This window comes from Isorropodon fossajaponicum endosymbiont JTNG4 (assembly GCF_016592615.1).
Taxonomy (GTDB): Bacteria; Pseudomonadota; Gammaproteobacteria; order PS1; family Pseudothioglobaceae; genus Ruthia.
The window spans coordinates 537,026-550,612 of record NZ_AP013043.1 but is presented as its reverse complement, the minus strand read 5'-3'; the positions used below and the strand labels follow the sequence as shown (position 1 = coordinate 550,612).

Sequence of the window (13,587 nt, the reverse complement as noted above, 5' to 3'; positions counted from 1 at the left end):
CCCTTAATGTGTTTTTTGTTCTAGTTCTGTTTGTACCAATGCCTTTGCTTTGGTCAAATCTTGCTTGGATTGCTCCAAACACCCCAATTGGGCTAATAAAGTGCCACGATTATAATAGGTTTGATAAAAATTTGAATCTAATTCAAGTACCAAAGTTAAATCTTTTAAAGCCAATTGACGCTCATTGGTTTTCATATAAATATTACCACGATTATAAATGGCAGCAATGTATTGATTGTCAATGGCAATGGCTTGTGTACAAGCACTAATTGCCTTGACTGTTTGGTTGAGTTGGTCATAACAATTGCCTAAATTATTATAAGCACCACTGTCAGTATTATTAAGTGTCAAAGCCTTTTCAAAATATTCAACAGCCTTTTCAAAAGATTGCTTTTCTTGTGCCATATAAGCCAAGCAATAATACGCCTCTGAACTATTTAGATTGGCTTTAATAGCACTTGACATGCTCTGAATCGCCAGCTCATCACTACCTTCTAATTGATGCAAATGACCTAAGTTTAAATGCGCATTGGCTTTTAAATCTTTATCAGTAGCTTGATGATTGAGCAAACTATTCCAAACTGTAATTGCCCTTGATGATTCACCATTTTTTTGATGTGCATAAGCTTTAATGATTAAATCACTTAGTTCAGTTTTTCTATTCACGATAGCGTTATAATCAATTTTCTGGTATTTTCACCGGCTCGATGTTCGTATAAAAACAACCCTTGAAATTGCCCCAAACCCAATTTATTATCAATAATAGGAACGGTTTTAGCTTCACCAGTCAAAATTGTGCGAATATGCCCTGACATGTCAAAATCATCTTCGTTGTTATGTCGATATTTAGGGTTTGCATCCAACACTATTTTTTGCAAATAATCTTCAACATCCAACAATATATCTGAATCTTCACTGCCACTGCCAGTAATCATGAGTGATGCTGAACTGTGAGCAACAAACACATGGCATAACTCAACTAAATGACCTTGTATAACAATAATATCATTCACTTTTTGTGTAATTTCAACAGCGCCACGTTGGTGGGTTTTAATAAATAATTGCTGCTGACTCATTTTAATAAATCTTTAGCCTTGGTTGTGTCCACAGTGCTTTTAACACTAGACTTTTTAGCCGACAAAGAGCGCACTAAAAAGAACAAGCCTAAAGCCAAAAATACAAAAGGCGCAAACCATAATAAATAAGTGCTTTTGTTAACTGGCGGTTTAAACACGATAAAATCACCATATCGATCCGTCATAAATTTACGAATATCATCATCGGTATTTTGATTTAATATTAACTCTCTGACTTTTTCACGTAAATCTTTAGCCAGTCCTGCATTTGAGCCACCAATGCTTTGACCTTGACAAACTGGACAGCGAATTTCGTTAATTAACGTCTGATAACGTTGTTGCTGATTATTAACAAAGCTTTTAGCTTCAATACTCTCAGCATAGGCAGGATTAATAAGTTCTAATAGTAACAAAAATTGAATAAAATAGCGCACAATAAAATTTTGTTTAAAAAAAATAATTTTAACCCATGCCATTGATTACGCTTGACAATATTTCTCTTAGTTTTTCTGACAAACCCATCCTAAATAAGGTAAGTTCGACCATTCATAAAGGCGATAAAATCGCACTCATTGGTAGAAATGGTGAAGGGAAATCTACTTTTATGCGCATTCTTGCCGGTACAATTGAACCAGATGATGGCAAATTAAAAATTAAAAAAGGCACCAAAATTAGTTATTTAGAACAAACACTACCACAAGATAATAACAAAAATCTATTTGACATTGTGGCAGAAGGTTTGGGGGAAATTGGCATTATTCTCAAACAATACCAGCATTTAATTAGTGATGGAAAACTAGAACAGGCTAGTGAGGTACAAGAGAAAATTGATCAATTAAATGGCTGGCCATATTTACATAAAATTCAAGCCATACTCAATCGTTTTACACTCAATGCTGATACAATTTTATCCACACTCTCTGGTGGTTGGAGAAGGCGTGTTATGCTAGCTCAAGCATTAATCCAAGAGCCAAATGTGTTATTGCTTGATGAGCCAACTAACCACATGGATATTACTGCCATCCTTGACCTTGAGCGTATGCTAAAAGATTATCATGGCACTTTGGTGCTTATTAGTCATGATCGCTCATTTGTTAAAGACATTGTTAACCGTGTGTTTGATCTTGATCGTGGCAATTTATCAGTATTTGATTGTGGTTATATTGATTATGTCAAACGCAAATGGGAACAACTGCACGCCGAAGAAATTGCCAACGCACGATTTGATAAAAAACTTGCACAAGAAGAGACTTGGATTAGGCAAGGTATTAAAGCCAGACGAACTCGCAACGAAGGGCGCGTTCGCGCCTTGCAATCTATGCGTGAATCGTTCATAAATCGCCGTGCAAAAAAAAGCCAAGTTAAAATTCACGCATTGGATGGTGAAAACCGCGCCTCCAAACTGGTATTTGAAGTCAAAAAAATTAATTACCAAATTGCTGGTCTAACTCTGATTAAAGATTTTTCTATGCTGATACTCAAAGGTGAGAAAATTGGTATTATTGGCGGCAATGGCACTGGAAAATCAACCTTCATCAGGCTTTTACTTGATGAGTTACAACCCAACAGTGGCTCTATTCGTCGCTCTAAAACCATTCAACTAGCCTACTTTGATCAAATGCGTGAGCATCTTGACCCTAACATGAAAGCCATGGATTTTGTCTCTGGAGGTCGTGAGCGTATTGATATTGGTGGAAAGAGTAGGCACATTATTGGCTATCTGCGTCAATTTTTATTTACTGGAAAGCAAGCTATAGCACCGATTAGAATGTTTTCTGGTGGTGAAAAAAATTGTCTCATGTTGGCTAAAATCTTATCCCAACCTGCCAATTTATTGGTGCTTGATGAGCCAACTAATGACCTTGATGTTGAAACGCTTGAATTGTTAGAAGAAATGTTAGTAGATTATAGAGGTACTTTAATTTTAATCTCACATGATAGGACTTTTTTAAATAATGTTGTTGGTTCTACAGTCGTTATGGATGGCGATGGCGTTATCAATCAATACGCTGGTGGTTATGATGATTATCTGATTCAAAAACAAGACAAATTAGACCAGCAAGAAGACAAGCCCAAAGTTAAAACAACTAAAAAACCAACAGCAAACACTAAAAAATTAAGTTACAAACAACAGCAAATACTTAAAGATTTGCCAAAAAAAATTGAGCAAATTGAAATAAAAATTAGCCAAATTCAATTACAATTATCAGACCCTGAGTTTTTTCAACAAGAAAAATCTCAAGATGCCTTAATCATACTTGCCGGATTAGAGGCTGACCTTGAAAGATATTATGAAAAATGGGAGGCCTTAGAATGACACCACTCATCGTTGACTTGGACCATACATTAATTAATACAGATTTATTGTATGAGTCTTCAACGGGTGCATTAAAAAAAAATCCACTGCTTATTTTTATTTATCCTTTTTGGTTCTTACGTGGAAAAGGCTATTTAAAAGAACAATTAACCAAGCGATTTTCTATTGATGTCAGTACCTTGCCTTACAATCAAGACGTTATTGACTATATCAAAAAACGTAAAAAACAAGGTGACAAAATCATCCTTGCTACCGCTTCACATAAGCTATACGCTTTTGCCGTTAGCAACTATCTTAAAATAGAAAAAACTCAGGCAAAAAATAAGCAGCAAGATTTTGATTTTTTTACTCACAATAGCCAACAAACAACCGTTAAAAAAATTGATTTATTTGATGATGTTATGGCAAGCAACAAAAACTTTAATCTATCTTCACATAATAAAGCAGAAAAACTAATCGAACGCTTTGGCGATAAGGGTTTCGATTACATGGGCGACCATCTACGTGATTTACCCGTTTGGGAAGCATCCAACTTGTCAATTTTAGTTAATGCGCCAAATAAAGTGATTAATAAAACTAGGCATCTTAATACGTTAGTTTTATCAAAAAAAAATTAAAAAATGCAACATTTTAAAGAATAACTATTTTTAGTGTCATGCCAAAAGCTGGGATGTTACCAATAAAAAACAATTTGAGCGACTTAATATTTGCTTTTTTTAGATAACAAAAATTCAAATTATTATATCTTTAAACCCCTTCAATTAAATATGACAAACTACCTAAAAGCAAGTAGACAACGCTTGTAACTACAAGTGTAGCAGCAATCACTCTGGCTATTTTTAAATTTTTGCCCAAAACACGATTGTTAATCCACCACACAAAATAGCCAATAACAAAAGCAATAATTAGTATTCTAATAAACATGTTAACCCTTTAGTTTTTCAACTATTTTAGTCGCTAATACTAAATTAATACCACTGACTTTTCGAATTTCATGAATCGATGCTTTTTTAACTTCTTGCAAACCACCAAAATAATTAAGTAGCGCTATTCTGCGTAATTTTCCTACACCTGTAATGGATTCTAGTATTGAAGTTGTACGTCTTGAAGCACGTTTTTTTCGATGATTTTTAATCGCAAAACGGTGTGATTCGTCTCGAATGTGGTTGACCAGCATAAGCGCAGGGTCGTAAGGTGGTAGACTGATTTTATTAACCTTGTCGTCTTTAACCATAATTAAAGTTTCAAGCCCTGCTTTTCGATTCTCTCCCTTGGCAATACCTACCAATTGCACATCATCCACGCCGATTGAATTCATTACCATAATAGCCTGATTGAGCTGCCCCAGTCCGCCATCAATAAAGATAATGTCTGGTAAAGGCTTTTTATCTTTTAATAGTTTAGAATAACGCCGATACACAACTTGGTTCATTGCAGCATAATCATCACCAGAGGTAATATTTTTAATGTCAAACTGGCGATATTGACTCACTTTGAGTATACCTTTTTCAAACACCACGCACGAGGCAACAGTTGCCTCACCCATCATATGGCTAATATCAAAGCATTCAATATAATTAGGCAATTTACCTAATCCCAAAATAACTTGCAAATGCACAAGTGTTGATTTTTTTCTAAATCTTGATAATAAATTTTGATTAAGATTTTCCTTGGCGGTTAAATTAGCAATATTAAGATAATGCTTTTTGTCTTTATTTGGTGTATCAATAATGTGCGTATTTAAAGCTGAGGCAATTGTTTTTTTATCGCTCAACTTATGGCTAATTAATATTTGTTTTGGGTTGTTTTTACCCAAATAATATAAAGGCAAAAAAGAAGATAAAACTTGTTTAATGTCTTGGTTATTGGCGTTTTTAGGCAAAATAAATACTTGTCCAATTTGCTTGCCAGAACGTATGAATAACACCTCAATACCACTTACCCCATCTTGCTGGGCGATACTAACCACATCTAAGTCATTACTAGCACTTGAGGTGTGTTGCTCTTGGATGGTGCGTAAATCAATCAACTGGTCGCGTAAACGCGCTGCCAATTCAAACTCTAAATTTTGAGAGGCAAGTTGCATTTTCTTTGACACTCTCTCTAGGGCTTCTCTGCCTTTACCAGATAAAAACAAAGACATCATCAACACGTCTGATTGATAATTTTCATCGCTAATTTTGCTAACGCAAGGTGCACTACATAGTCCTATTTGATATTCTAAACAAGGTCTGGAGCGTGATCGGTAGGTGCTATTACTGCATTGCCTAACTTTAAAGATTTTTTTAAGTAAATTGAGTGAATCCCTAACCACATGAGCCGAAGGATAGGGACCGAAATATTGAGCACTCTGATGTTTTTTACCTCGATAAAAACCCACTCTAGGATGCTTGTCATGACTAATAAAGATATAAGGATAACTTTTTGAATCCTTTAACAAGATGTTATATCTTGGCATGTGTTGCTTAATCAGTTCAGATTCTAATAACAAAGCCTGAGTTTCCGTTGCAGTAACGATTACTCTAAAATCTTTAATGTTGGCAACTAAAACTCTGGTCTTATTCTGCTCATGTGTTTTAACAAAGTAGCTTGACACTCTATTTTTTAGATTTTTAGCCTTGCCCACATAAATCACCCGGTCTTGTTTATCAAACATTTGATAAACGCCAGGATGGGTGGTTAAATTCTTTAGCTTTTCTTTAATTAGCATCTATACAAAAAACACTTACAAAGGTAAAATTTGATTTAATTTGATTTCTTTTTTTAAAAATTGTGATTAAAATACTACTCATTATATTATCTATTTTGCCTATAAACTCTGCTTTAGCAATAGACAAAATGCCAAATGCAACTCATCAAGCGATTGTGGATATTATTGACCCGCCTAATTCAGCTGCACTTAATATTATGGTTAGTGCCTTAAACTCTTTAAAAGAATTAAAAAAACAAAAAAAAGCCACTAAGCAAAATATTGAAGCCTTGGTTCGACTAAAGCTTCTACCTAATATCGCCATAGGCGTATCCACTAAAATTGCATTAAGCAAGCATTGGGATGGCCTGAACATCCAACAAAAACAGTTCTTTCAATACTATATTTCAGAATCTTTAATTCAAGATTATGTGGGGATTTTATCCAGTTATGACAAACTTGACAGCGTTCACATCTCAGTAGATCCTGACGTTAAGCGTAAAGGTGATAAAGCTATTGTAAGATTAGTTATTAGCATTAACGATGACCCAAAGCCCAGTATTATTTCTCTAAAAATGATACGTCTTAACACTTGGTATGTATACGACATCGTGTTTTCTGGCGTCAGTATTGTTAAAAATTATCGCGCCCAATTTAACTCATATATTAGACGTAAGGGCATTGATAGCTTGATTTTAAAGTCAAAAAAGAAACTTGAAAGATTGTCTAAATAATGTATAAGCTTATTATTAATGGTGGTATTGCTCTAAACGGCCATGTTAAAGCTGCAGGGTCAAAAAACTCATCTTTACCCATTTTATTTGCCTCAATATTGGCCAATGGCCCCATTACTTTAACCAATACACCACATTTAAGCGATGTTTCAACCACACTTAGGTTGTTAATGGACATGGGTGCAGAATTTATACTAGAATCAGACAATTCTTTGTTTGTAGATAGCTCAAAGTTAACCAACTTGGTTGCTCAGTATAATTTGGTTAAAACCATGCGTGCCTCAATTTTAGCACTCGGACCAATGCTCGCTAAATATGGTCAAGCAAAAATATCCCTACCTGGTGGCTGTGCAATTGGCTCACGCCCTGTTAATTTACACTTAAAGGCATTAGAAGATTTGGGTGCTTTTATTAAGGTTGAAAACGGCTATATTTACGCCACAGCTAAAAAACTCATTGGCACTGAAATACATTTTGACCAAATTTCAGTGACTGCCACTGAAAACATCATCATGGCAGCAACCTTGGCAACAGGCACAACTACCATTTATAATGCCGCACAAGAGCCTGAAATTGTAGATTTGGTTAATTGCTTAATTAAAATGGGTGCTAAAATTTCTGGTGCTGGCACATCAATTATCACCATTGAAGGGGTTGATGAATTATCAGGCGTGACTTATGCAGTTTGTCCTGATCGGATTGAAGCAGGCACTTATCTTGTTGCTGCGGCCATCACAGGTGGTAAAATTACTATTAAAAATGTGCGTTATCAATCAATGCGCGCCATTCTTGCAAAATTACTTGAAACCGGTGCAGATATTAAAACTGAAAAAAATTCAATCACACTTGATATGCAAGGAAAACGACCTAAAGCTGTTAATATCAAAACCAGCACCTATCCAAACTTCCCCACAGACATGCAAGCACAATTTACAGCGCTCAACGCCATTTCTGATGGACATAGCACCATTACTGAAACCATTTTTGAAAATAGGTTTATGCACGTTCCTGAATTATCACGCATGGGCGCAAGCCTCGCTTTAGAAGGCAACACCGTTGTTTGCAAAGGAGTAAAATCTTTGACGGGTGCACATTTAATGGCAACTGACTTGAGAGCTTCAGCATCCTTAGTATTGGCAGGACTAGCAGCAACAGGTACCACAACGATTGAACGTGTTTATCACCTAGATCGCGGCTATGAAACCATTGAGGAAAAATTAAAACTATTAGGCGCTCAAATTGAACGCGTACAGGATTAAAAACTTATGCTAACGATTGCATTATCCAAAGGTAGAATTTTAGAACAAACACTGCCTTTACTTGAAAAATCAGGCTTAACTATTGCTAAAAAAGAACTAAATTCACGTAAATTAATTCTTGATACCAATCTTGCTGACGTTCAGGTTATTATCATTCGCGCAACTGACGTGCCTGTATTTGTACAACACGGTGCTGCCGATATGGGTATTGCTGGTAAAGACGTCTTACTTGAGCATGGCGCTAATAATTTATTCGAAGTACTGGATTTAGGCATTGCTAAATGCAAATTGATGGTGGCTGCCGAGTCAAAAGATAAACTTAAGCAGAACACACTTAAAATAGCCACTAAATATGTCAATTCAGCCAAACGTTATTTTAAAAACAAAGGTCAGTCTTGTGAAATAATCAAACTTTATGGTGCAATGGAATTAGCACCTAAGGTTGGCTTAGCGCACTGTATTGTTGACTTGGTCGATACTGGCAATACCTTAAAAGCCAATGGCCTTATTCCGCTTGAGCACATTGAAGAAATTAGCTCGCGCTTGATAGTAAATACCGCCTCATTTAAAACCAAAAATACACAAATTAAGTCTTGGATTGAAAATATTAGGCACAACTTGTGATTACTAAATTAACCTCTACACAATCTGATTTTCAAGAAAAACTTGCTTCATTGCTTGCATGGGATAAGGTTTCTAACAAAGAGGTTGCCCAAACGGTTGATGATATTATTACTAATGTTCGTAATAGTGGCGATCGCGCTTTAATTGATTACACAAATAAATTTGATGGTGTCAATGTCTCTAGCATGAAAGATTTAACCATTAAACTGCCTGCGCTTAAACAAGCATTTGACACTCTTAATGAAAAGCAAAAATCCGCACTAACCATAGCAGCAGACCGCGTACGCCTTTACCACGAAAAGCAAAAGCAAAGCACTTGGACCTATACAGAAGATGATGGCACGATGTTAGGACAAAAAATCACACCACTTGATCGCGTCGGTTTGTATGTTCCTGGTGGCAAGGCAGCTTATCCTTCCTCTGTTTTAATGAATGCTATTCCAGCTAAAGTTGCTGGTGTAGAGTCTTTGATTATGGTTGTACCAACGCCCAATGGCATCAGCAATCCATTGGTATTAGCGGCTGCATACATTGCAGGCATCACTCAAGTATTTACAGTGGGTGGCGCACAAGCAATAGCAGCCCTTGCCTATGGCACACAAACCATACTAAAAGTAGATAAAATTGTAGGTCCTGGTAATATTTATGTGGCAACAGCCAAGCGTGCAGTATTTGGCCAAGTTGGTATTGATATGATTGCTGGTCCTAGTGAGATTTTAATTATTTGTGATGGAAAAACCAATCCTGACTGGATTGCCATGGATTTATTTTCTCAAGCAGAACACGATGAAGACGCACAATCAATCTTGCTATGCCCAGACACTGGCTTTATTAACCAGGTTGAAGCAAGCATTAAAAAGCTATTGCCTGCTATGGATAGAAAAGCCATCATTAAAACCGCACTTAAAGACCGTGGTGCACTCATTCACACCAAAGATATGAATGAAGCCATTGCTTTATCTAACCAAATTGCACCTGAACATTTAGAGTTGTCTGTTGAAGATCCACAAGCCATGTTAGATGGCATTAAACACGCAGGCGCAATTTTTATGGGTCGTTACACTTGTGAATCATTAGGGGATTATTGTGCAGGGCCAAATCACGTACTACCCACATCAGGTACAGCACGTTTTTCGTCCCCTTTGGGTGTGTATGATTTTCAAAAAAAATCAAGTTTGATTATGGTATCACACCAAGGTGCAAATACACTGGGCGAAGTGGCTGCCATCTTGGCGGATGGTGAGGGATTGCAGGCGCATGCTCAATCAGCTAAATATCGAATAAATCACTAATTCATCAACATAAAATATGGCATTAACCATCTATCAAATTGATGCCTTTACAAACAAACTATTTGAGGGAATCCTGTTGGGGCGGCAGTCTGCCCGCTTGAAAAATGGCTACCTGATGATATCATGCAATCAATAGCAAGTGAAAACAACCTCTCTGAAACAGCGTTTTTTGTACCAAGCGAATCAACTTATAAAATTAGATGGTTCACCCCAACTTGTGAAGTTGATTTATGTGGTCATGCCACACTTGCTGCTGCATTTGTGTTGTTTAATATTCTTGAATATAAACCACATAAAATACAATTTTCATCAAAAAGTGGCACTTCTAACTGTAGTCAAAAATAAAGAATGGCTAGAAATGGATTTTCCAGCCCAATTTCCAACACCTAAACAAATTCTAAAGACATTTTCAACAGCACCTATTGCATGTCTTAAATCTAAAGACTATATTGTTATTTTTGAATAATGAACAAAGCATACTAAATGCAAAACCTGATATGTCCTTATTAAGTCAATTGGATTTAAGAGGGGTTATTATCACAGCAAAAGGATGTGATTTTGACTTTGTTATCCGATGTTTTGCGCCAAAATATGGCATTAATGAAGACCCTGTTACAGGCTCTGCATTCACCCAAGTTATCCCATATTGGTCAAAACAACTTAACAAAAACAACCTAGTTGCAAAACAGCTTTCAAAACGAGGTGGTAAGGTTAGATGTCAGCATCTAGGTCAAAGAGTAAAAATCTCTGGCAAAGCCATAAAATACATGACAGGTACTATTGAAATCTAGCAATCCTTAAAAAGGAAACTTATTACCGCCACCCATATTAGGCAATTTCATCTTAGAAAAATCAGGCATACCCTCAGCACCTGCCATTTTAGCCATCATTTTTTGCATTTTCTCGCCACCCATTTTTTTCATTTGTTTTTGCATTTTTTCAAACTGCTTGATGAGTTTGTTAACCGCTTGAACGTTGGTACCAGAGCCATTAGCAATACGTGCCTTACGCGAGCCTTTAATGAGCTTAATATGGTTACGCTCTTTAGGTGTCATAGAATTAATGATGGCGACCATTTTCTTGGTTTCAGCCCCGCCCATCATTTGGTTTTTAACATTTTGTGGAACTTGACCCATGCCCGGCAGTTTTTCCATCAATGCTTCCATACCACCCATTTGCTCCATTTGCAAAAATTGGTCACGCATATCGGATAAATCAAATTGACCTTTGGCCATTTTTTTGGCAGACTTTTGTGCTTTTTTATGATCAACCTTGCGTGAAATTTCTTCTACCAGCGAGAGCACATCGCCCATACCCAAAAGTCTTGAAACCACACGCTCTGGATGAAACGGCTCTAAGGCGTCAATTTTCTCACCAACACCTAAAAACTTAATCGGCTTGCCCGTAATATGACGCACAGACAATGCCGCACCACCTCTAGCATCGCCATCAGTTTTGGTAAGAATGATCCCTGTTAATGGCAATGCATCAGCAAACGCTTTGGCAGTATGCGCCGCGTCCTGACCCGTCATAGAATCAACCACAAACAAGGTTTCAATCGGATTTACTTTCTTCTGCAAGGTTTTAATTTCATCCATCATTTGCTCATCTATATGCAAACGACCTGCAGTATCAACCAATAAAACATCAAAAAACTGTTTTTGTGCGTGCTTTTTAGCGCTAGCTACAATATCTGAAGGCTTGTCACCGATTGTTGATGGGAAAAAATCCACCTCAACTTGCCTGGCCAACACTTCTAATTGCTCAATGGCAGCAGGACGATAAACATCAGCACTAACCATTAATACTTTTTTGTTTTCACGCTGTTTTAAATAAAGCGCAAGCTTGGCAATTGAGGTGGTTTTACCCGCACCTTGCAAACCTGCCACCATAATAACAACTGGCGGCTGGGTTTTTAAATCAAGCGATGCAGTTTCTCCGCCAATAATCCCAGTTAATTCAGTTTCAACCAGTTTAATAAACGCTTGTGATGGCGTTAACCCTTGTCCAACTTTAAGCCCTAATGCCTTAGTTTGAACTTGGTCCAAAAACACTTTAATGACCTCAAGTGCAACATCAGCCTCAAGCAGTGCACGGCGCACTTCACGAATTGCCTCTTTAATATTGGATTCAGATAGTTTATTTTTTCCCTGTAAGGTTTTAAAACTATTTTGTAGACGCTCGGTTAAATTATCAAACATTTTTAAATAAATATAACTAAAGTATCGTATTATAGTACTTTGTATTAATTCAAAAGTTGATTATGCTTTTATCTTACTTTGCAATAGCTTTATATTTGGCTGCAGCCCTTCTACTAATGCGTTATTTTGTGAAAAATGAAACACAGCACCAGCATCAAAAAACCATTTTTTTATTGGTTAGTTTTGCCATGATTGCACAAGCACTCACCTTTAGTCACTTTTGGAGTGACGAAGGCATTGTTTTTGGTTTGGCAAATAGTGCTTCATTTGTTGCTTGGCTGATTGCTGTTTTATTGTTTTTATCCTCATTATCCAAACCTGTGCACGCATTAGGCATCTTGGTTTATCCATTAGTAGCATTCACCCTAGTCTTTAGTATCACTTTTCCAGATACAACAAACAAAATTATTCCACTGAGCATTGCTTCACACGTATTCTTATCAATAACTGCCTATGCCCTATTGGCTTTAGCAGTGTGCCAATCTGTATTGTTAAAAATCCAAGAAAAACACTTGCACGCAAGAAAGGTTAATGGCTTTATTAACAAACTGCCAGCACTACAAACCATGGAGTCGTTGCTATTTCAAAGCCTTAGAATTGGTTTTTATTTATTAACTTTGTCACTACTTTCTGGCTTTATTTTTATACAAGATATATTTGCCCAGCACCTGATACATAAAACCACCCTTTCAATCATCGCATGGATTATTTTTGCCACACTTGTGTTTGGCAGAAAAGCCTTTGGCTGGCGTGGAAAGCAAGCCATCAGCGCCACACAAATCGGCTTTGGGCTTTTAGTTATTGCTTATTTTGGCTCTAAATTCGTGTTAGAAAGGCTTTTAAGTTAGAATAATTCGCTGTTGTGACTACCAGTTCTTAATAAGTTTAAGCTCAGCAGAACTAGTTTGATAAATAAGTAACAAATCAGGTTTGATATGACATTCTCGAAAATCAATATTAATGACCACTAAGACAATGGTCTTTGTATTTTTCCTGTAACCTTTGTTGCTTTTCTAAAGTTTGAATCACTTCAAAAACAGCCTTTAAATCAGGTAGTAGTAATTTCCTAACTTTTTTAAAATCCTTTTTAAATTGCATTGAATAAACAATTTCAAGCATTACATCTCAGCATCAAGCTCTTAAAATAATGCTTTAACGCCATTACCATTTTCTAATTCTTGCATGGCTTTTATAGTTTCTTGGTTCGGCTGTTTGTTTGGCAGTTAATTTAAATGGGATTGAGCCAGAATTAATAACCGCCATTGCGAATAATTTAATGGCTTGAGAAGGGTTAAGCCCGATTTGTTCACAAGTTTGATTTTTGTATCATTGTCAATTCTTGTACTGAGTAAAGTCGTCATAACAACACCTAGTTAGTTACAAAATAATAGCAAG

15 protein-coding genes and 2 pseudogenes are annotated in these 13,587 nt (G+C 36.5%); 8 read left to right on the top strand and 9 right to left on the bottom strand.

The window, feature by feature from the left end; genetic code table 11:
* Positions 1–3: 3 nt before the first annotated feature.
* From CVFO_RS03205 to CVFO_RS03195, 3 genes are read right to left on the bottom strand one after another with little or no spacing between them, the layout of a single operon-like run.
* Positions 4–666, bottom strand: a complete 663-nt coding sequence (locus CVFO_RS03205; RefSeq protein ID WP_201340158.1) for a tetratricopeptide repeat protein — start codon at positions 664–666, stop codon at positions 4–6.
* Complete coding sequence (locus tag CVFO_RS03200; RefSeq protein ID WP_201340157.1) at positions 663–1,076, bottom strand: secondary thiamine-phosphate synthase enzyme YjbQ; 414 nt, start codon at positions 1,074–1,076, stop codon at positions 663–665. Before CVFO_RS03200 ends, CVFO_RS03205 begins: the two co-directional genes overlap by 4 nt.
* Positions 1,073–1,552 carry a cytochrome c-type biogenesis protein gene (locus CVFO_RS03195; RefSeq protein ID WP_225879309.1) on the bottom strand — a complete coding sequence of 160 codons (480 nt, stop codon included), beginning with the start codon at positions 1,550–1,552 and terminating at the stop codon, positions 1,073–1,075. Before CVFO_RS03195 ends, CVFO_RS03200 begins: the two co-directional genes overlap by 4 nt.
* Between CVFO_RS03195 and CVFO_RS03190 the strand changes: the two genes are divergently transcribed.
* Together CVFO_RS03190 and CVFO_RS03185 are read left to right on the top strand one after the other, a co-directional pair.
* Complete coding sequence (locus CVFO_RS03190) at positions 1,546–3,393, top strand: ATP-binding cassette domain-containing protein (protein WP_201340156.1); 1,848 nt, start codon at positions 1,546–1,548, stop codon at positions 3,391–3,393. The two genes, CVFO_RS03195 and CVFO_RS03190, sit on opposite strands and share 7 nt — an antisense overlap.
* Positions 3,390–4,010, top strand: coding sequence for a hypothetical protein (locus CVFO_RS03185; RefSeq protein ID WP_201340155.1), 621 nt, complete (start codon positions 3,390–3,392; stop codon positions 4,008–4,010). The genes CVFO_RS03190 and CVFO_RS03185 overlap by 4 nt, the downstream gene beginning before the upstream one ends.
* 130 nt (positions 4,011–4,140) lie before the next feature.
* Here the strand turns inward: CVFO_RS03185 and CVFO_RS03180 are convergent, their stop codons facing one another.
* Together CVFO_RS03180 and uvrC are read right to left on the bottom strand one after the other, a co-directional pair.
* Positions 4,141–4,317, bottom strand: a complete 177-nt coding sequence (locus tag CVFO_RS03180; protein WP_201340154.1) for a hypothetical protein — start codon at positions 4,315–4,317, stop codon at positions 4,141–4,143.
* A 1-nt stretch (position 4,318) separates the two neighbouring features.
* The gene (gene uvrC, locus CVFO_RS03175) at positions 4,319–6,103 is read right to left on the bottom strand and encodes an excinuclease ABC subunit UvrC (RefSeq protein WP_201340153.1); all 1,785 of its coding nucleotides are present in this window, start codon (positions 6,101–6,103) and stop codon (positions 4,319–4,321) included.
* Between the two features lie 128 nt (positions 6,104–6,231).
* Here uvrC and CVFO_RS03170 point away from each other — a divergent pair, with 128 nt between their 5' ends.
* From CVFO_RS03170 to CVFO_RS03150, 5 genes and pseudogenes are all read left to right on the top strand, one after another.
* Positions 6,232–6,816, top strand: a complete 585-nt coding sequence (locus CVFO_RS03170; protein ID WP_225879308.1) for an MlaC/ttg2D family ABC transporter substrate-binding protein — start codon at positions 6,232–6,234, stop codon at positions 6,814–6,816.
* The gene (gene murA, locus CVFO_RS03165; protein WP_201340151.1) at positions 6,816–8,075 is read left to right on the top strand and encodes a UDP-N-acetylglucosamine 1-carboxyvinyltransferase; all 1,260 of its coding nucleotides are present in this window, start codon (positions 6,816–6,818) and stop codon (positions 8,073–8,075) included. Before CVFO_RS03170 ends, murA begins: the two co-directional genes overlap by 1 nt.
* A gap of 6 nt (positions 8,076–8,081) precedes the next feature.
* Positions 8,082–8,699: an ATP phosphoribosyltransferase gene (gene hisG / locus CVFO_RS03160; RefSeq protein WP_201340150.1), complete on the top strand. Its 618-nt coding sequence runs from the start codon at positions 8,082–8,084 to the stop codon at positions 8,697–8,699.
* Positions 8,696–9,991, top strand: a complete 1,296-nt coding sequence (gene hisD / locus CVFO_RS03155; protein ID WP_201340149.1) for a histidinol dehydrogenase — start codon at positions 8,696–8,698, stop codon at positions 9,989–9,991. The genes hisG and hisD overlap by 4 nt, the downstream gene beginning before the upstream one ends.
* 16 nt (positions 9,992–10,007) lie before the next feature.
* Positions 10,008–10,782, top strand: a pseudogene (locus CVFO_RS03150) (PhzF family protein).
* A gap of 6 nt (positions 10,783–10,788) precedes the next feature.
* Here CVFO_RS03150 and ffh read toward each other — a convergent pair.
* Positions 10,789–12,192, bottom strand: coding sequence for a signal recognition particle protein (gene ffh, locus CVFO_RS03145; protein WP_201340148.1), 1,404 nt, complete (start codon positions 12,190–12,192; stop codon positions 10,789–10,791).
* Between the two features lie 128 nt (positions 12,193–12,320).
* Between ffh and CVFO_RS03140 the strand changes: the two genes are divergently transcribed.
* Complete coding sequence (locus tag CVFO_RS03140; protein ID WP_342591028.1) at positions 12,321–13,040, top strand: cytochrome C assembly family protein; 720 nt, start codon at positions 12,321–12,323, stop codon at positions 13,038–13,040.
* A gap of 18 nt (positions 13,041–13,058) precedes the next feature.
* On the opposite strand, the gene CVFO_RS09115 is transcribed toward CVFO_RS03140, so the two are convergent.
* The 3 genes and pseudogenes from CVFO_RS09115 to CVFO_RS03130 all read right to left on the bottom strand — a co-directional run bounded on the left by CVFO_RS09115 (position 13,059) and on the right by CVFO_RS03130 (position 13,553).
* Positions 13,059–13,160 (bottom strand): type II toxin-antitoxin system YafQ family toxin, encoded by a 102-nt coding sequence (locus CVFO_RS09115; RefSeq protein WP_281064413.1) that lies wholly within the window; start codon positions 13,158–13,160, stop codon positions 13,059–13,061.
* Positions 13,150–13,311: a type II toxin-antitoxin system mRNA interferase toxin, RelE/StbE family gene (locus tag CVFO_RS09110; protein ID WP_281064412.1), complete on the bottom strand. Its 162-nt coding sequence runs from the start codon at positions 13,309–13,311 to the stop codon at positions 13,150–13,152. The genes CVFO_RS09115 and CVFO_RS09110 overlap by 11 nt, the downstream gene beginning before the upstream one ends.
* 20 nt (positions 13,312–13,331) lie before the next feature.
* A pseudogene (locus CVFO_RS03130) lies at positions 13,332–13,553 on the bottom strand (type II toxin-antitoxin system RelB/DinJ family antitoxin).
* Between the last annotated feature and the right edge of the window lie 34 nt (positions 13,554–13,587).

Coding starts and splice junctions, on each gene's coding strand:
- CVFO_RS03195 (WP_225879309.1), bottom strand. CDS start 1,552: ATGGCATGGGTTAAAATTATTTTTTTTAAACAAAATTTTATTGTGCGC.
- uvrC (WP_201340153.1), bottom strand. CDS start 6,103: ATGCTAATTAAAGAAAAGCTAAAGAATTTAACCACCCATCCTGGCGTT.
- murA (WP_201340151.1), top strand. CDS start 6,816: ATGTATAAGCTTATTATTAATGGTGGTATTGCTCTAAACGGCCATGTT.
- hisG (WP_201340150.1), top strand. CDS start 8,082: ATGCTAACGATTGCATTATCCAAAGGTAGAATTTTAGAACAAACACTG.
- CVFO_RS03190 (WP_201340156.1), top strand. CDS start 1,546: ATGCCATTGATTACGCTTGACAATATTTCTCTTAGTTTTTCTGACAAA.
- CVFO_RS03170 (WP_225879308.1), top strand. CDS start 6,232: ATGCCAAATGCAACTCATCAAGCGATTGTGGATATTATTGACCCGCCT.
- CVFO_RS03180 (WP_201340154.1), bottom strand. CDS start 4,317: ATGTTTATTAGAATACTAATTATTGCTTTTGTTATTGGCTATTTTGTG.
- CVFO_RS03200 (WP_201340157.1), bottom strand. CDS start 1,076: ATGAGTCAGCAGCAATTATTTATTAAAACCCACCAACGTGGCGCTGTT.
- CVFO_RS03185 (WP_201340155.1), top strand. CDS start 3,390: ATGACACCACTCATCGTTGACTTGGACCATACATTAATTAATACAGAT.
- ffh (WP_201340148.1), bottom strand. CDS start 12,192: ATGTTTGATAATTTAACCGAGCGTCTACAAAATAGTTTTAAAACCTTA.
- CVFO_RS09110 (WP_281064412.1), bottom strand. CDS start 13,311: ATGCTTGAAATTGTTTATTCAATGCAATTTAAAAAGGATTTTAAAAAA.